This is a genomic window from Cystobacter fuscus (assembly GCF_002305875.1).
Taxonomy (GTDB): domain Bacteria; phylum Myxococcota; class Myxococcia; order Myxococcales; family Myxococcaceae; genus Cystobacter; species Cystobacter fuscus_A.
Genome location: NZ_CP022098.1, coordinates 9,901,834 through 9,919,306, shown reverse-complemented (window position 1 = coordinate 9,919,306; position 17,473 = coordinate 9,901,834). Strand labels below are relative to the sequence as shown.

15 protein-coding genes are annotated in these 17,473 nt (G+C 66.0%); 11 read left to right on the top strand and 4 right to left on the bottom strand.

Annotation, left to right across the window (positions count from 1 at the left end; translation table 11 throughout):
* Window positions 1-291 precede the first annotated feature (291 nt).
* The 8 genes from CYFUS_RS40095 to CYFUS_RS40060 all read left to right on the top strand — a co-directional run bounded on the left by CYFUS_RS40095 (window position 292) and on the right by CYFUS_RS40060 (window position 7,930).
* A complete protein-coding gene (locus tag CYFUS_RS40095; RefSeq protein WP_157758935.1) occupies window positions 292-2,115 on the top strand; it encodes a fatty acyl-AMP ligase in 1,824 nt (607 codons plus the stop codon).
* Window positions 2,116-2,154: 39 nt separating this feature from the next.
* The gene (locus CYFUS_RS40090; RefSeq protein ID WP_095990001.1) at window positions 2,155-2,427 is read left to right on the top strand and encodes an acyl carrier protein; all 273 of its coding nucleotides are present in this window, start codon (window positions 2,155-2,157) and stop codon (window positions 2,425-2,427) included.
* The gene (locus CYFUS_RS40085; protein WP_095990000.1) at window positions 2,424-3,443 is read left to right on the top strand and encodes an ABC transporter substrate-binding protein; all 1,020 of its coding nucleotides are present in this window, start codon (window positions 2,424-2,426) and stop codon (window positions 3,441-3,443) included. The genes CYFUS_RS40090 and CYFUS_RS40085 overlap by 4 nt, the downstream gene beginning before the upstream one ends.
* On the top strand, window positions 3,440-3,949 hold the full coding sequence (locus CYFUS_RS40080; protein WP_095989999.1) for an acyl-CoA thioesterase: 510 nt from the start codon (window positions 3,440-3,442) through the stop codon (window positions 3,947-3,949). The genes CYFUS_RS40085 and CYFUS_RS40080 overlap by 4 nt, the downstream gene beginning before the upstream one ends.
* A gap of 19 nt (window positions 3,950-3,968) precedes the next feature.
* Window positions 3,969-5,051, top strand: coding sequence for a diiron oxygenase (locus CYFUS_RS40075; protein ID WP_095989998.1), 1,083 nt, complete (start codon window positions 3,969-3,971; stop codon window positions 5,049-5,051).
* Window positions 5,048-5,350 (top strand): 2Fe-2S iron-sulfur cluster-binding protein, encoded by a 303-nt coding sequence (locus CYFUS_RS40070; RefSeq protein ID WP_095989997.1) that lies wholly within the window; start codon window positions 5,048-5,050, stop codon window positions 5,348-5,350. The genes CYFUS_RS40075 and CYFUS_RS40070 overlap by 4 nt, the downstream gene beginning before the upstream one ends.
* Before the next feature lie 52 nt (window positions 5,351-5,402).
* On the top strand, window positions 5,403-6,776 hold the full coding sequence (locus CYFUS_RS40065; protein ID WP_095989996.1) for a cation:proton antiporter: 1,374 nt from the start codon (window positions 5,403-5,405) through the stop codon (window positions 6,774-6,776).
* Between the two features lie 212 nt (window positions 6,777-6,988).
* Window positions 6,989-7,930 (top strand): hypothetical protein, encoded by a 942-nt coding sequence (locus CYFUS_RS40060; protein WP_157758934.1) that lies wholly within the window; start codon window positions 6,989-6,991, stop codon window positions 7,928-7,930.
* A gap of 94 nt (window positions 7,931-8,024) precedes the next feature.
* Here CYFUS_RS40060 and CYFUS_RS40055 read toward each other — a convergent pair whose 3' ends face one another.
* A complete protein-coding gene (locus CYFUS_RS40055) occupies window positions 8,025-8,912 on the bottom strand; it encodes an alpha/beta fold hydrolase (RefSeq protein ID WP_095989994.1) in 888 nt (295 codons plus the stop codon).
* 219 nt (window positions 8,913-9,131) lie between these two features.
* Between CYFUS_RS40055 and CYFUS_RS40050 the strand changes: the two genes are divergently transcribed.
* Window positions 9,132-10,961 (top strand): acyl-CoA dehydrogenase, encoded by a 1,830-nt coding sequence (locus CYFUS_RS40050; protein WP_198316307.1) that lies wholly within the window; start codon window positions 9,132-9,134, stop codon window positions 10,959-10,961.
* Here the strand turns inward: CYFUS_RS40050 and CYFUS_RS40045 are convergent.
* Complete coding sequence (locus CYFUS_RS40045; protein ID WP_232537083.1) at window positions 10,954-11,727, bottom strand: acyl-ACP desaturase; 774 nt, start codon at window positions 11,725-11,727, stop codon at window positions 10,954-10,956. The genes CYFUS_RS40050 and CYFUS_RS40045 overlap by 8 nt on opposite strands.
* Window positions 11,728-11,896: 169 nt before the next feature.
* Here CYFUS_RS40045 and CYFUS_RS40040 point away from each other — a divergent pair, with 169 nt between their 5' ends.
* On the top strand, window positions 11,897-13,726 hold the full coding sequence (locus CYFUS_RS40040) for a fatty acyl-AMP ligase (protein ID WP_095989991.1): 1,830 nt from the start codon (window positions 11,897-11,899) through the stop codon (window positions 13,724-13,726).
* A complete protein-coding gene (locus tag CYFUS_RS40035; protein WP_095989990.1) occupies window positions 13,719-13,967 on the top strand; it encodes an acyl carrier protein in 249 nt (82 codons plus the stop codon). The genes CYFUS_RS40040 and CYFUS_RS40035 overlap by 8 nt, the downstream gene beginning before the upstream one ends.
* Here CYFUS_RS40035 and CYFUS_RS40030 read toward each other — a convergent pair.
* The gene (locus tag CYFUS_RS40030) at window positions 13,945-14,853 is read right to left on the bottom strand and encodes an alpha/beta fold hydrolase (protein ID WP_095989989.1); all 909 of its coding nucleotides are present in this window, start codon (window positions 14,851-14,853) and stop codon (window positions 13,945-13,947) included. The two genes, CYFUS_RS40035 and CYFUS_RS40030, sit on opposite strands and share 23 nt — an antisense overlap.
* Window positions 14,850-17,435 carry an AMP-binding protein gene (locus CYFUS_RS40025; RefSeq protein WP_095989988.1) on the bottom strand — a complete coding sequence of 862 codons (2,586 nt, stop codon included), beginning with the start codon at window positions 17,433-17,435 and terminating at the stop codon, window positions 14,850-14,852. Before CYFUS_RS40025 ends, CYFUS_RS40030 begins: the two co-directional genes overlap by 4 nt.
* Window positions 17,436-17,473: the final 38 nt, after the last annotated feature.

Below are 17,473 nucleotides of genomic sequence, written 5' to 3'. Positions count from 1 at the left end.
GGAGTGACGCGCTCGAAGTGGCGTGCGTACCAGCGGATGTGGAAGGAGGGGGAGTCGAAGGGCTCATGCGGGGTGGATGCATAGGCCCCAAGGGGAACCATTTCATTCCTGGTTCAGTGATTAACAGAAAAAGGCTTCCAACTCGGAAGACAGGGGACTGCGTTGCTTCACTGGGAGTTTGGTGCTAGTTGTCTCCTGGTTGTCATGGGGTTGGTGGGGCTCGTTGACGAGCTTTCATTCCCGGCATCTGGTTCGCCGAAGCCTCGCGTACACCTCTTTGATTGCAGTTTCATGCTCGGGCTGTCGTTCGCGTTGTCGGGGGCATTCTGGATGGCCAAGGAAGTGACTGTCGCGGAGGCGGTGGAGCGATTGACGGGCGCCGATGGGCGCATTGGCTTCTCGTTCTTGAGCCGGAACGGCAACACGGAGCAGACCCGGCTCATCACGTTCCCGGATCTGGCCGGGCAGACTGCGGCTCGTGCTGGCGCGCTGCAGGCGATGGGTCTGAAGCAGGGTGAACGGATTGCCATCATCCTCCCGGAGAATGACGAGTTCGTCCTCACGTTCCTGGGAGCCATCCGCGCGGGAATCATCCCCGTACCCATCTACCCGATGCACGGTCTTGGCCAGTTGGACGGCTATCTCGAGAACGTGCGGCACATCGTCAGGCGGAGCGGCGCGGCGGCGGTGGTGACGAACGCGAAGATCAAGCTCCTGCTCGGCACGGTGCAGAGCCAGTGCGAGAGCGTGCGCAACGTCATCTCCACCGAAGCGCTCGCGGACGCCGCCGCACCCCTGCAACCCCGGCAGGTGAAGCTGGACGACGTGGCCTTCCTCCAGTTCACCAGCGGCTCCACCTCCAGCCCCAAGGGGGTCGTCGTCACCCACCGGAACCTGGCGGCCAATATCCGCTGCATCATGGAGGAGGGCTTTCGGGTGACGCCCGAGGACGTGGGAGTCTCCTGGCTTCCCCTGTTCCATGACATGGGGCTCATTGGTTTCTTGCTGGCCCCGCTCTTCTACCAACGGCCCGTTACGTTCATCCCACCGCTGACCTTCCTGCAGCGGCCGGTGACGTGGCTGGAGTCTCTCAGCAAATACCGCGCGACCATCTCCTGTGCGCCCAACTTCGCCTTCGCCCTGGCCGTCAAGCGCATCCCGGAGGCGCAACGGCAAGGGTTGGATCTCTCCGCCTGGCGCATCGCCGGGTGTGGCGGCGAGCCCATCCGCCCGGAGGTCCTGCGGCGCTTCGCCACGGCCTTCGCACCCCAGGGCTTTCGCGCCGCGGCCCTGATGCCCATGTATGGCATGGCCGAGTCCTCGCTGGCCATCGCGCTGGGAAAGCCAGGCGCGGGGCTGCTCTCGACGCCCGTGGACCATGCCCGCATGAGCGAGGAGCGCATCGCCCTCCCGTCCGGTCAGCCGGAGAGTGCGTTGGACATCGTCGCGTGTGGCAAGCCCTTCCCTGGCCACGAGCTGGCCATCTTCGACGTGGCGGACGAGACCAGCGCGTTCCCCCTCCCCGATGGGCACATCGGGGAGATCCGCATCGCCGGCCCCAGCGTCATGAAGGAGTATTGGGGTGACCCGGAGGCGACGGCCCAGGTGTTCGCCGGCAAGTATCTGCGCACGGGCGATCTCGGCTTCGTCCTCGACGGTGACCTCCACGTCTGCGGCCGGCTCAAGGAGATGATCATCCTCAACGGCCGCAACTACTTCCCGCAGGACATCGAGCACGTGGCCACCACGGTGCCGGGCGTGCGCAAGGGCAACCTCATCGCCTTCGGCACGCACGAGGCCTCTGGCACGGGCGAGGGAGCGGAGCGGATCGTCCTGGCGGTGGAGATCGCCGACCCGGCCTCGTTCGACCCCCTGGCGGTCATCCGGACGGTACAGACCGCGCTGGGCATCGCGCTCCACGAAGTGGTGGTGCTCCAGCCCGGGCAGCTCCCCAAGACGTCCAGCGGCAAGTTGCAGCGCACCAAGACGCGTGCGCTGTACGAGAGCGGCGAGTTGCATGACCGGCGGAGCGCGCGAGAGACGAGCGTGACCGACACCCTCAAGCAGGTCGTCATCAGCCAGACCAGCTATCTGAAGGCTGTCCTCTTCAAATAACCCAGCCACCACCTAGAGCCCGTCGGAGTGCATGACACCATGAGCCGTCCGGAAATCCGTGCCCTCATCCACCGCTGCCTTTCCGAGGTAGAGCCCCAACTGAAGAACCTGGACCTCACCGAGGAGACGGCTCTGCCCGAGCTGGGGCTCGACTCGCTCAAGCTCATCGAGGTGGGCGTCCGGCTCGAGGACGCCTTCGGCGACTCCGTGCGCTTCGACAACTGGCTGGAGCAGGAGCGCACCAAACAGGGCAACAGCGCCTTCAAGCTGGCCTCGCTCATTTCCTTCATCGAAGAGCGGAGGGCCGCGTGACGGCGAGTTCCTTGCCCTACCGCGTCCGTGTCGTCAGCTCGTATATCTATGAGAAGGAGGACAGCGCCCCCTACTCCACCATGGGCCGGCAGAACCGCTGGGTGGTGGGGTTCGTCTCGGCCATCACCCGGTTGAAATCGGGTCTGCGCGACTTCGATCTCCAGTTCCAGCGGATTCCCCCCACCCGTGAAGAGCTCATCCAACTGCTCTCCCGCTACCGGGAGGAAGGCGTTCGCCTTCTCATCATTCCGGGCACGGACTCGGTGGTGCGCGTCGCGGAGGTGAACCGGGACATCCCCGTGGTGTATTTCGGGGCCCATCCGGAGAACAACGGGATGGAGCTGCTCGACCATCCGAACATCACCGGGGTGCGGCTCAACCTGCCGCTCATCTGGAGCTATGAGAACTTCTCTCTGCTCAAGGGCGTGGTGCCGGAGCTGGAGCGGGTCTACTTCCCGCTCAACCTGAGTTCCGAGTTCGCGTTCCCCAACGTGAAGAGGAACTACGCGCTCTCCCGGGCCAAGAAGGAGGGATTCTGGATCACTCCTCCCTCCAGCCACGTCGGCTACCGGAGCGTGGCCTTCCTGGCGGAGCGGCTGGGGGTGAGCTTCCACGAGGGTCCGTACGCCACGCTCGAGGAATTGCAGGCCGGGCTGGACACGATGAACGCGGAGCGCAGTGCCCTGATCGGCTTCAACGACACGGTGCTCAGTGGCAAGGCGGTGGAGGCGCTCCTCGCGTACTCCCGCGCCCGGCGCGTCCCGCTCTTCTGGGTCAACAACGCGGCCATCATCAAGCAGGCGGGCGTGGCGGACTTCTCCAGCGACTTCGAGGCCGTGGGACGCCTGGTGGGCCGGATGTGCCTGTCCATCCTGCGCGACGGCAAGCCCGTGAGCGAGGTGCCGTTCGAGAATGATCCGGGGCAGAAGCTCACCCTCAACCTCCCGGGCTGCCGCGAACTCGGCCTCACGGTGCCGCCCGAGGTGCGGGCTCGCTTCGACGAGGTCGCTTCATGAGCAAGCCGGTGCAGGTGCTCGGCTATCACGAGACACCCGGCCGCGTCCGCTTCGGTGAGGTGGACCGGTACGGGTATCTCTGGCATGGCCACGCGCTCGCCTACTTCGAGGCGGCGAGGGCCGACCTGGCGCGCCGTACCCGGCTGAGCGTGTCGGAGCTGCTGGAGTTCAACCTGGCGGTCCCCATGGTGGATCTGTGGATCGAGTACAAGAAGCCGGCGCACGAGGATGAGGAGCTCGTCACCCAGATTTCCCTGCTGCGCCAACCGCTGCGCACCCCCTTCATCCAGTTCGCCTACCGCATCGTGAAGGTGCATGACGGCCTGGAGGTCCTCCGCGGGCGGACGCGGCAGCTCATCATGCCCCAGAATGGGACGCTCCGGACGCGTTTGCCAGACGAGATCCAGAGCCGGTTGGAGTCGGTCTGGAGCTACCTCGAGACATGCCCCCGGTGGCAGGAGGAGCAGATCCTCGGCCTCTTGGGCGGTCCCCCCCCGTGTTCGTGAAGAGAAAGGATCCGTCCTCGTGGATCAGGTCGACCCGGTAGACAAGTTGTTGAGGAGGCAGATCAAGCTTTTCGAGCACGCCCATCGCACGCCCATCGAACTCAAGGGGTTCGGTCTGGCGATGAAGCAGGAGGGCATCGACAAGAGCAAGCTGTACTGCAACCCGGACTTCCTGCTCCTGCCGTTGCGCGAGTGCCCCCATCTCTCCAAGCTCCGGCCCGAGCAGCTCTCCGTGTTGACCGCGTACTACTTCGCGCGGGCGTACTCGGAAATCGCCACCTCGGAGTCGGTGGCGCTGCGCTACAACATGGAGGCGTCCGCGGCGGTCTTCCCCCTGTACTCGGACAATTACATGGTCCTCTTCCACGAGACGGCGGAGGAGTTCGACCACATCATCACCTTCCGCAACGTATGCCAGGCGCTCCTCGGACGAGGGGATGTCATTGGCGGAGACTTCTTCCCCCATCTCAAGGCCGTCCCGGCCATGCTCGAGCGGTACCGGGGGAAGCTGTGCGCCAACGGCTTTGGCGCCATGTATCTGCTGATGCGCTACATCCTCAACCTGGCGCTCAAGCAGCTCGAGGGCTTCATGACGGCCGGCCTCGACGAGAAGGTCGCCTCGCCGCTGGCGCTGCAGATCGTCGCGGGCCACGCGGAGGACGAGGCCCGGCACCTCACCACGTCGCTCGAGCTGGGGCTCGGCCTCTTCCGGCGCGCCACGCCCAGGTCGCGCGAGCTCATTTCCGGGGCGATGCGCATCACGATGTACTCGATGATTGACAAGCGCTTCTCCGGAGATGCGGCGGCCACCTGGAACTTCGAGACGGGCCTGGGCGTGCTCCAGCGGGCGTTGCAGCATCCCGAATTCGCCGACTTCCCACTCCGCGCCGAGGAACTGCGCGGCTTGTGGGCGTCCGAGGGTATCGCGATCCCCGCCAGCGCCGAGTTCGAGCGCTCGCGGCGGTGGATCGCGGGGCAGTTGCACCGCCTGGCCGAGAGCATGGAGTTGGCACTGACGCCTCAGGGCGAGGCTTTCGAGCGGTATCTGGCCTGTGCGCGAGGCACCTCCTCATCCTCCGAGGACACGGCGAGGAGAGCATGAGTTCCGAGCGCGGCGGACGGGAGATCGAGCTTCAGGTCGGGGACGAGGTCCTGAAGGTCAGGTCTGGGGAGAGGCTCATCGACATCTGCGAGCATCACCAGACGTGCATCATGTTCAGCTGCCGCGCGGCTTCTTGTGGCACGTGCGCCATCGTTGTCGAGCAGGGCATGGAGAACCTGTCTCCCGTGGAGGGGTTGGAGGCCATTGTCGTCGAGGAGGTGTCCGAGGGACGTCCGAACGTGCGCCTGGCGTGCCAGGTGCGGATCCTCGGCTCCGCGAGCATACGGCCCCTGACGTAGCGTTTGTGACCCGAGTCCGACCCATCCCTCACGAGCGGGAGATCCAGCAGTCATGCCCAAGCCAGAATCGCTGGTGCTCTTCCTCTTCGTCCTGTTGCTCATCGCCCACCTGCTCGGTGCTCTCTGCGTACGGTTGAGGCAGCCGCGAGTGGTGGGAGAAATCCTGGCGGGCGTGCTCGCGGGACCCGCGCTCCTGGGGCGCCTGGAAGTCTTTCCAAGGCCTGGAACCCACCACCTGCCGGTCCTGGATTTCCTTTATTCCTTCGGGCTGTTGATGTTGATGTTCCTCTCGGGGGCGGGCATCCACTCGCTGTTCCACCCGGATGATCGGCGGCAGATTGCCTGGCTGACCTCGTTCGGAACGGTGCTCCCCTTCCTCATCGCCACCGCGCTGGGCATGAGCCTGTCCCTGGAGCCGTTCCAGGGCCCGGCGGGCCATCCCGTGGCGCTCCTGCTCATCATCGGCATTTCCGTCTCCATCACCTCCATCCCCGTCATCTCGCGCATCTTCCAGGATCTCCAGGTGATGCATACGCGCTTCGCGCGGCTCGTGTTGGGAGTGGCGGTGGTGGAGGACATCGCGCTGTGGGGGGGGCTGGCCGGTGCCCTGTCCCTGGCACGCGCGAGCACGTTGCCCTGGAGCGACATCGTCCGGCACATCACCACGACCTTGATCTACATGGCCGTGGGCCTGTTGCTGGTGCCCCAGGTTCTTCGAGGGTTGCGAGCGGCGCGCTGGAAGACGCTCGCGCGCATGTCGCCCGTGGTGCAGGTGGTCCTGCTGCTCCTGGCCCATGCCGCGGTGGCGGACCTCCTCGACATCAACCAGGTGTTCGCCGGTTTCCTCGCCGGCCTGGCTGCCTCGAGGAGCTCCTCGTTCACCCCGGAGACGCTGGACTCCATCGCGGGGCTCTCCAACGCGCTCTTCATCCCGCTCTACTTCGCGCTGGTCGGCTACAAGCTGGCGCTCATCGATGCGTTCTCGCCTGGAATGCTCTGCGCCTTCCTCGTTGTCGCCTGCGTCATCAAACTGGCCTCGGTGGGACTGGGCGCCCGGCTCGCTGGATTCCCTCGCTCGGATGCCCTCAACCTCGCCGTGGCGACGAACGCGCGCGGAGGGCCGGGCATCGCGGTGGCCAGCGTGGCGTTCGATGCCGGCATCATCAGCCCCGCCTTCTACACCACGCTGGTCGCGGTGGCGGTGTTGACCTCTCAGGCGGCGGGCGCATGGCTGGATGCCGTGCTGCGGCGCGGGCAATCCCTGCTCAGTGGAATGCCCGAGTCCGAGGCCGCGCGTGCTCCCTCCGCCGCTCGGACGAATGTTCCTTCCGGACAGGAGGGAGCCACGGCTCGAATCCCAGGGGCCGATCGGAATTTCGTCGCGCCCGACCTCATGCATGAAGGCAACAACGGGCGTCAGGGCTAGCGAGGAGCGACAGAACCTCCTCGTGCCCGGCGCCTCGACTCATCGGCTTGCACGCCGCCAAAAGTGCGAAACTCAAATCTGGAGTGCCTGACAAAACATTGCGGGCGGTTTTGGTGTAGACTGAGCGCATGCTCATTGATTACCGGCGCATTCAATCGGGTGGGGCGCTCAGGAAGCTGGAGCAGAAGAACTTCCTCGAGAACAAGGCGAAGATGCAATGGTGGTACGTGGACCTCGTGACGAGCGATGGGAGCGTGCTGCTCGTGGCGTTCGTGCCGAAGAAGTGGTGGCCGGACGTGGCCAGTGCGAATCTCGACGATGCGCTGGTGTTCGTGGCGATGGTGGACGGCAAGGACCGCAAGTCACGGTCGGTGACCAGGACGCTGGATTCGTCGCGCATGCGCGTCTCGAAAGATGGGCTGCGCCTCGAGGTGCCCGGCGTGACCATCGTTCGCGAGGACACCAACCCGGTGACGTATCGCTTCGTGTTCGATCTGGACGAGGTGAAGGGTCAACTGGACGTCCGCGCGGTGACGAGCCCGTTCTCGGCGTTTCCGATGGGATCGTTGCCCGGGGTGGGCCGCGCCGCGCTGCTCGGCGGGGCACTGAGCAGCGAGGCGTTCAGCTACGTCTCGCAGGTGCCGCGCGGCAAGGCCAGCGGTGAGCTGTCCTGGGGCGGGGAGCGAGTCGTCATTGACGGTCACGCCTACCACGAGCAGGGGCGTTTCGATGAAGCGCCGGAACGTCTCAGCAGGAAGGGCTGGTTCTGGTGCCATTTCCTCCATCCCGAATGGAACGTGTTCGGGTCGCCGGGGGTGTTCCTGTACGTGCAGAAGGATGAGGACCAGCCGGTGTTCAGCGGTTTCAATCTGTTCGACAAGAGCCTGGGGTTCAAGAACCGCACGACAGCGGGAGAGGGCCCACACCACAAGTTCTACAGTGGCGGCGAGATGCGCTTCGCGTACAACGGTCTCCAGCTCTCGGTGACGGCGGACCCGAAGCGGAACGCGCCGCTCGTGTCTTTCCCGTCGGCGACGACGAGGCAGATCTATCACACGCTGGTGACCGACGCGGAGTTGACCGTCGAGACCAAGGGCTCGACCAAGCGCATCCCGGGACAGATGATCCTCGAATCGTGCTGGCTGGGGCTTTGAGCCATCCGGGCTGAATCCCCGCGGGGGGCCTCACCGCTTGGACGTCGGGAGTCGCGGTGATGTCCCCCGAGCCGTGGAGGACGTGGCGTCGTTCTCAAGCGCCTTCGAGCACCGCTCGCCACAGCTCGGGCCACGCCGCCGAGTTGCTTCGCCGAAAGACATCCTGATGTCGCAGGGCCTTGACGCCGAGGTCCGCCGGGCGACGCACGCGCACGTCTTTCTGTGCCTTGGGCATGAACTCGAGGAAGCCGCGAGCGGTTTCGGGGGTCGTCAGGGGGTCATCCGTGAACACGTACGAGAGGATCGGCGTCGCGATTTCATTGAAGTAATGGGGCTTCAATCGGTCGCCGAGCTCGCCACGGAAGTAGTCCGCCTTGTGCGACCAGCGCCGCCAGGTCTTGAACGCGCCGGCGGGCAGGGTCGAACCGCCCCAGAGCCCGCCCGAGGGAATGAAGCCCTTGGTCGCCAGTTGGAGCGGCCCATAAATCCACCAGAAGAAGAGATCCGTCAGTTGCTGCTTCGGGAAGCGGTGCTTCCACCAGGTCCCGAATCCAACGCCGATGAAGACCTGCCGGGTGATTTTCTGATGGTTGGGCATGAACCCCGTGATGTGCCCACCGACGCTGTGCGCGACGTGAATCACGGGAACGCCCGGCGCGGCTTCGATCAAGCGCTCGAGCGCGGCGGTCATGTCGAGGCGTCCCCAATCCGGGGTATCCATCTTGAAGGCGCGCAGGTCCTTGGGCGCCGAGGCGGCGACGCCGCGGTAGTCGTAGACGAGGCACGCCGCGCCGCGCTCCGCGCCATAGCGCATGAAATGGAGGTAGAACTCCTTGGGCAACCCGGTCGCCGGGGAGAGGAGGACCGCCGCGGTCGGCCGCTCCGGAACGAGGAGCCGCCCGGAGAGTGGGAAGCCGTCCGTCGCGTTGAAGGTGATGTCGTGTTCGCGGATGTTCGTCGACTTCTGCGTCGGAGTGTCCATGGATGTCTCCTTCACGAGTCCCAGCGTGGCCGGGCTTCCAGGTCATGCCGGAGGCTGTTCACACTGCTTGCTCCCCCCTCGTGAGTGATGGTCTCGAAGATAGCGGGTTGACCCGGGAGGAACAACCGCGAAGGACGTTCCGTGATGAACAAAGATTTGTGTACCGGTCTTGTCGCGGATGAAACTGTTCTCGATAGTCGACACAGCGAGGCCCCCATAATGACTATGCAGCCCCTCCTAGCTCCCGAGCCCTCGGTCGAGGATCAACTCTACCGCATCCTGAACAGCACTCGCCCCGAGTATGCCTGGAAGCTGCGCAGGTACTTCGAGGAGCATTGGGATCCGTCACTGTCGTTCCAGAACGAGGACCTCGATGGGTTTCGCGAGAAGACGCACTTCATGGTGCGCAAGCTTCTCCAGGCGGGCCTGCTGTCCCTGGCCGAGTTGAACCAGAAGCCGTCCGAGTACATGAAGTTCTGCGAGCACTCGTGTTGGATCGACGGAAGCGTCGCGGCCACGTTGTTCGGGCACTTCCTCATCTTCGGTGGAAGCCTGGTCTTCCTCGGCACCGAGCGGCATCGCGCCCTGGTCGACGTCGCCGATGACTTCAGGCTCCCGGGTTGCTTCTGCATGACCGAGGTCGGACACGGCAGCAATCTCGCGGGTCTCGGCACCACCGCGACGTACGATGCCGAGCGCGGCGAGTTCATCATCAACACGCCGAGCTGGCGCGACGCGAAGTGGGCGATCGCGCTGCTCGCCTGGAACGCGCGGGTCGTCACGGTCATGGCGCAGCTCTACATGCCCGACGGGGAATGCAAGGGAATCCACTCGTTCCTGGTGCCGGTGCGAGATGAAGAGGGACGCCCGCTGCCGGGCGTGAAGATCAGCGACGTCGATTGGCTGATTGGCTTGAACGGCGTCGGAATCGGCGGGGCGATGTTCGAGCAGGTGCGCATCCCGCGCGAGAACCTGCTCAACCGCTTCGCGGACGTGACGGCGGAAGGGAAGTATGTGACGTCGTTCGATTCGCCGGGTGAGCTCTTCCGCGCGCAGATCTCACCGCTGATGATCGAGCGGCTCGTTCCCTTCGCGGTGGCGGGCATGAAGATCGCCCTCGCCGTGGCGGCGCGTTATGGCAAGGAGCGGCGCCAGTTCGGACCGCGCGGTGGCCCGGAACGTCCCATCATCGAATACAGCAGCCACAAGCGGCGATTGGTGCCCGGCGTCGCCGAGTCGTACGCGGTCGCGTTCATGCTCGAGCGCCTCCACCTCGAGGCGGATGTCACCATGCCCGAGCCGCTGCCCACGCCGCTCCAACCCCTCTGTGCGTCGTTCAAGGCCTATTCGTACGAGGCGGCGACACGGGTCATCCAGAACGCGCGCGAGTGCTGCGGTGTGCACTCGTTCCGGCACATCAACAAGATCGCCCGGGCACAGCTCGACATGCACGGCTTCGCGCACGCGGCCGGTGACAACGTGGTGCTGTTTCAGTACGCGGGGCGGATCCTGCTCGAGGACTTCGCCGGGGGCAAAGGTCCGTTCAAGGAGGCCGCCGAGCCCGATGCCTCCAGCTGCTCGGCCACCTGCGTGAAGCACCAGGAGTTGTTCGCGGCGCGGTTCACCCAGCTTCTCGACTACACGCGCGGCGAGTTCATGAAGCACATGGGCGAGGGACTGAGTCGCGCCGACGCCTGGAACGAGATCCTGACGTTCGCGATCGAACTCGGTCGCGCGTACGCGATTCGCGAGACGCACAAGCAGTTCCTGCGCGTCATTGGCACCTGCGCGCCGGGCCCGGCGAAGGACATCCTGACGGAGCTGTGCGAGCTGTACGGGTGGTCAACGGTGTCGGCGAACCTCGGCTGGTACCGGGATGTCTCCGACGGCTCGCTCGAACTCTCCGCGCTCTTCGTCGAGCGCACGGTGCTCGAGTACTCGCAGCGACTGGCACCGAAGCTCGATCTGTTGGTGGATTCCTTCGGGATTCCGGAGGTGCTGCTCCCGGCGGCGGATCTGATGGCCGACCTGCCGGGGAAGTTCAGCTAGCCTGATCGTGCGTCTGATCAATGGCTCGCCGTTGATACTCCGCGAACTCCTGGCGCGACACGCCCAGGAGTTTGAGGAGCGGCATCCAGACCTTCAGGAAGAAGCCCCAGCGATTGAAGCTGTTGTGCATGCGCAGCGTCTCGACTCGCCGCTCCGAGTCGGGGAGGAGATCGATCGCCGGCATGCGGAAGCCGACGGACACCAGGGCGAGATCCTCCAACGTCTCGTGGCGGTGCTCCTCGAGTTCGAGCTTGAGGACGGCGCGGTAGAACTGCTGGTGCGCCGCCTCGTCGCGCGCGATGAGGCGATAGATGGTCGCGAGCACCTCGTCCTTGCCGGCCTGCGCGTCCTCGAGCTGGCGTGCGTAGGCGAGGAGTGTGCTCGCCTCCTGGATGGCGCCGTAACAGGTCATCCGGCGGGGCGTGTCCCAGGGAAGGCGCCAGGGCCGGGCCGCGATGGCGTCCTCGAGGCCGCGCAGCTGCTCCTCGGTGCGCAGTCCGGTCTTGAGGAGATACATCCGCAACGCGAGGCCGTGCTTGGATTCCTCGTAGCCCCAGTTCGCCTGGAACCACGCCCGGCCGAAGTTCTCGCGCACGAGGTTGACGCCCTGGCCGAGATAATCGGGGAGGTAGAGTTCGACGCCGCAGAACGTCTCGGCGTTCATCGCGCGCCCCTCGTCGTAGGCCGACGGATCCAGCCGATCCCACGGGATGTCGTCGTACACGCTCCAGCGCCGCTTCTTCTCGGCGGTCTCGAAGAAGCTCATGTACATCCTGTAGACTTCTTCTCGGAATCGGACTGATCCACTCATGGCGGCCCCCTATTCACAGGGAGTATTTATTGCAGTTGCGCGACACACGCCATTGGAATTAGATTTCCTTTCATAATCCAACGATGATCCTCCGACCCGAGGGGATGTTCTGCCTGGGGGGGTAATGAAACAAAGTCATGGTCTCCTCGCGCGGGTCGAGGGCGTACACGAAAGCCGTACCCTGCACGAAGCCTTGCTCAGGTTGGACGAGGCTCCGGCGACGCGCGGATTCACCTTCCAGAACGAGCGTGGCGAGGAGCGTTTTGTTGCGTTTCCAGCACTTCACGCCGAGAGCCGCCGGAGGGGCGCGGCGCTGCAGGCGCTGGGAATGAAGAAGGGCGATCGTCTGGGAATGGTGGTCATCGATCCCGAGGACTTCATCGCGACGTTCCTCGGCGCGTTACGCGTCGGTATCGTCCCGGTGCCGCTCTATCCGCCGGTGCACCTCGGCAACCTCGAAAGCTACACACGGCAGGCGGCGGCGATCCTCGCGTCATCGGGCACGACGGTGCTCGCGGTGAGCGCCGGGCTGTCCAGCATCTTCTGGGCATTCGTCGAGCGCGTGCCGAACCTCGCGCGCGTGGTCGAGACATCGTCCCTCGTGGCGGACGCGTCGGCGTTGCGCGAGGTGTTGGTGGCACCGGAGGACCTGGTGTTTCTGCAGTACACGTCGGGCTCGACGGGGACGCCCAAAGGGGTGAGGGCGACCCACAGCACGCTCATCGCCAACATCCATGGCTTCATGGGTTCGGCTCTTTCCATGCAGCCCGGGGTCGACACCGGTGTGAGCTGGCTTCCGCTCCAGCACGACATGGGATTGATTGGTTTCGTGCTCGGGCCGCTCTACTGGCAGGTGGAGGTGACGTTCATCCCCACGCTGCGCTTCCTCAAGCGTCCGGAGTGCTGGATGGAGACGATCCACCGCCGGAAGGCGACCGTCTCCTTCGCCCCGAACTTCGCGTACGGGTGGCTGACGCGCGTCGCCAGGGACGAGGATCTCGAGCGGTGGTCGCTGGGGAATGTTCGTGCCCTCGGCGTTGGCGCGGAGCCGTTGCATTACGACACCCTGAAGCGCTTCACCGACAAGTTCGCGCGCACCGGGCTGCGCCCCGACGTGCTCCTTCCCGCGTACGGTCTGGCGGAATCGATGCTGGCGATCAGCATGAAGAAGTCGACCGAGCCGATGAAGGTGCGCACGCTCGACGCCGGGCGCTTCCGCGACGACGGTGTGTCCATGCCCGCCGACGGTGGAGAAGTCGAGCACCACATCGGCTGCGGCAAGGTCATCCCCGGGCACGAGCTGCGCGTCGTCGACGAGAAGGGAGCGACGTGCGCGGACGGCGTGCGCGGGGAGATCCTGTTCCGCGGCCCGTCGGTGATGGAGGGGTATCAGGAGGGTGGTGCCGAGACGCTCATCGACGCTGACGGATGGCTTCGGACGGGCGACCTCGGCTACCTCGTGGACGGTGAACTCTACGTGGTGGGGCGCGCGAAGGATCTCATCATCATCCGCGGCCGCAACATCAGCCCGCAGACGATCGAATGGGAGGTCAACAAGCTGCCGGGCGTGCGCGTCGGCACGACCATCGCGGTGGCGGTTCGCGTCGAGGACACCGAGGGCGTGGTGGTGATGTTGGAGACGCGTAGCGACAACGCGGAGGCGCTCAAGGCCGAGGTCGCCGCGACGGTGAAGCGCGTGATCGGCGTTCCACCGGCGGACGTGGTCTGTCTGCCGCCCGGGGCGATTCCCAAGACCTCGTCGGGCAAGCTCCAGCGCGGCAAGGCTCGTCGGCAGTACCTGGAAGGCAAGCTCGGGCGGGAAGGGTCGCGCACCGCCGGGTCGATGGGAGCGCGTCTACGCCTGGGGCTGCAGGTGACCCGCTCCTGGTGGGCGCGCGCCAGGTTTTCGCTTTGGCCCAAGAACACGAAAGAGGAAGAGCACAGACATGAGTGAACGAGAGATCATCGACCTGGTGAAGGCCGCGCTGAACAAGGTGCGGCCGGAGTTCGCCACCGAGTTCGAGTCCGTGGGCATCGACACGCGGTTCGAGAGCCTTCGCATCGACTCGGTCGATACCCTGCGGATGATCACGTTCCTCGAGGACAAGCTCGGCTTCGTGTTCCAGGACGAGGATCTGGGCCGCATCGAGACGGTGAAGGATCTGACCTCGCTCATCCAGAAGAGCGGGCGTTAGCCCCACCGCGGACCAGCGAGGTGATGGCGCTGGCGATGTCGTCGGGCACCTCCTCCTGGAGGAAGTGTCCGGCCTGGGTGCGCTTGACCTCCGCGCGTGGCAGGAGTCGCTCGAGCCACCCGATGACGCGTCCAAGCACCGGATCTCGCACACCCCAGACGATGCGCATGGGGCCCTTGAACGACTCGGCGGCTTGCTGGCAGCGCCGGAGCGGTGCGATGGAGCGATGCTCCAGGGAGTCTGGCACCATGCGTGCGAGGGCGAGGGGCGCGGTGCGGTCCTGGAGGTGCCGCAGCGGCCAGCGATAGGCGCGGGCAACCTCTCCGCGAATGCTGCTCCGGTCTCCCTGCGCGGCCCAGAGCGCGAGCTGCGGGAATTGCAGGCCGCGGAACAGCACGTCGCTGAGCACGGGAAGCTGGCTCGAACGGTGGAACAGCGTCGGACGGAACCCGGGGCGCGGCGGCCCGAGGACGGTGTTCAGGATGACCATGCCCGACACGCGCTCGAGCCGCTCGGCGAGCGCGAGCATTCCGATGGGCCCGCCCCAGTCCTGGCCGACGAAGATCATGTTGTCGAGGCCGAGCGTGTCGATCAGTTCGCCGATCCATGCGGCGTGGTTCTCGAGGGTGTGCACGCCAAGGTCGCGCGGCTTGTCGGAGAGGCCGAAGCCGACGAGGTCGGGCACGATGCAGCGCACCGGCTGTCCACGGAGGGCGGCCATGACCTTGCGGTAGAGAAAGCCCCAGGTGGGATTGCCGTGGAGCATGAGGACGGGCTGCCCCTGGCCAAACTCCATGACGTGGAGGGAGTGGCCCGCGACGGGGATCTGGCGGTGCTCGACGCCATCGGGCAACTGTCGAAGAATCCAGGCGGGCAGCTCGGTCATGGGGGGGCCCCTTGCAGTAGCGCGGCGATCCGCGCGCGAAGCGTGTCGGTGCGTGCGTGGACGTCGGCGGATGGGTCGTCGAGGAGGGCCGCGCCGGCGCGGAGGGTGACGCGGTGAAGGCGGGGAAAGAACTTGTCGCGCGGCATGACGCGGTAGGCACCGTCGATCGCCACGGGGATGATGGGCGCCCGTGCGCGCTGTGCGATCACCGTCGCGCCGTGACGGAACGGGAGGAGGGCGCCGTCCCTGGAGCGCGTTCCTTCGGGGAACACGATCAGCACCGCGCCGCGCTCGAGCCGCGCCACGCTCTCCTCGATGGCCGTGGGGAGGTTGCGGCTGGCATCGATCGGCATCACGCCGATCCGACGCGCCAGCGGCATCAGGGGCCCGCCGAAGTATTTCGGCTTTCCGACCATGCAGGTTCGGCGGAAGACCGACCATGGAAGGACGGACAGGAGCACGAACACGTCGAGGAACGACTGGTGATTCGCGCAGATCAGCGCCGCGCCCGACGGACGCAGATGCTCGGCGCCCTTGACGCGCACGCCCAGGAGCAGCCACTCCAGGCCACGCAAGCCGCGCAGGAGCACGAACGCGAGCAGGGTCAGCGCCAGGCTTCGTGGTGGAGGGGGGGAGGTGGCGGGCGCGGCCGGTGCGGGCGTGCCATGGGCCGTGGCCTCGACGAGCTCGCGCACGGATTGCACCGTCGCCAGCACCTCGCCCACGGCGTTGACGTCCAGATCCGACAACAGCGACAGGCGCGCCAGTGAATCAAGGCCGAGATCGAGGTCGAGATGCAGATCCGGATGGAGCTCCTCGCGCGGGAGGCTCGCGCGGGCGGCGATGAGCTCGAGCGCGCGCGCGTGCGCGGGGACCTCGGCCCACGCGCGGTCGGCGTCACGCCACACCGGCTTCGACCCGACGTGCTCGGCGGCCTGGGACGCCTTGACCCATTCCTGGAGCGCGGCGCGTTTGAGCTTGCGCGTGGTGGTGCGTGGCAAGGGCTCACGGGTGATGGTGACGCCGACGACGCGCTTGTACGACGGCAGCGCGGCGGAGAGGCGCGCGATCTCCTCGTGGAGCACTTGCTCGACGTTGCCGGTGCCCGTGGCGCGTATGGCCTCGAGGTCGGGGACGACGACGAGATGGAGCCGCGGGTCGCTCCCCGTGTCACCGGTCGCCAGTGTGACGCCGACCTCGGCGATGAGCTTCGAGCGCGCGAAGTGCGTCTCGAGTTCGCTCGGCTGGATCTTCTTGCCGCTGGGAAGGACGATGGTGTCTCCGGTGCGGCCGAGGACATAGAGATAGCCGTCCGGGTCGAGGTACCCGAGGTCGCCGGTGTGGAACCAACCGTCTTCGAGCTTCGCCTCGCCCGGGCGGTTGTAATAGCCCGGCATCACCATCGCACTGCGGACGAACACCTCGCCGGGCGCTTGAGGGCTCCCTCTCCCGTCCGGAACGTCGATGCGGAACTCGACGCCGGGCACCGCGCGGCCGACCGTGCCGATGACCGTCTCGCCCGGTCGACCAAGCGCGATCGCGCCGGTGGTCTCGGTGAGGCCGTAGACCTGCAGGATGTCGATGCCCAGGGCATAGAACGTGCGCGCGGCTTCCGGATCCAGGGCCGCGCCGCCGGAGATCAGCGCGCGGATCTTCGGTCCGAACGTGGCATGGACCTTCTTGAACAGGACCTTTCCCGCGTTGAGGCCGATGGCTCGGGCGCGGCGGTTCCAGCGCAACAGGCGTGGAAACATGCGTCGCAACCGGGGTGACTCATCGATCTGCGCGCGCACGCGGCGCAGGAACAGGTGATAGAATTGCGGAACGCAGAAGAAGATCGTGATGCCACCGTCACGCAGCGCGCCGGTGATGCGAGTGACTTCGAGCTCGGGGAGGAGCACCACCGTCGCGCCGACGGCGAGCGGAGCGAGCATGCCGCCGATCTGCGCGAGGATGTGGAAGAAGGGGAGGACGGACAGGATCACGTCGTCGCGGCTGGCGCGCAAGGCGAGGATGATTCCGTTCACCGCCACGAGCAGATTCGTGTGCGTCAGCATGACGCCCTTCGGCTCGGACGTCGTGCCTGACGTGTAGAGCAGCCCGGCCAGCTCGTCGCCGCCGCCGACGAGCTCCTCGGGTGCGGCGGCGTCGCTGGAAAACACGCCATGGGCTTGCTCGTTCAGGCTGAACACCTGCTCGAGCTGTGTCCACGCGGCGCTCTGCGCTTGGGCCTTCGCGTCGACGATGGCGAAGCGGGCGCCGGCGTCCTTCATGAGCGCGCCCAGCGCCTCCGGGGACAGTTGCGGATCCAGCGTCACCGCGACGGCGCCGAGGCCGACGATGGCGTACCAGGCCGCGCACCAATCCGGATGGTTGGTGCCAATCAGCGCGCAGCGCTCACCGCGCTTCAGGCCGCGTTCGATGAGGAACGCCGTGGCGCGTGCGACGCGCTCGACGAACGCGCCGTACGTCACGATCGTGCGTGAGTGCAGGCCCTGCATGACGAACGCCGGTTGCGCCGGGTTCTCCTTCGCTCGCCTGCGCATCTCCGCCGCGATGTGGTTTGTCGATCGTTCGGTCATGTTCGACGCACGCGCCAACGGTACACGATCTGGGCGGC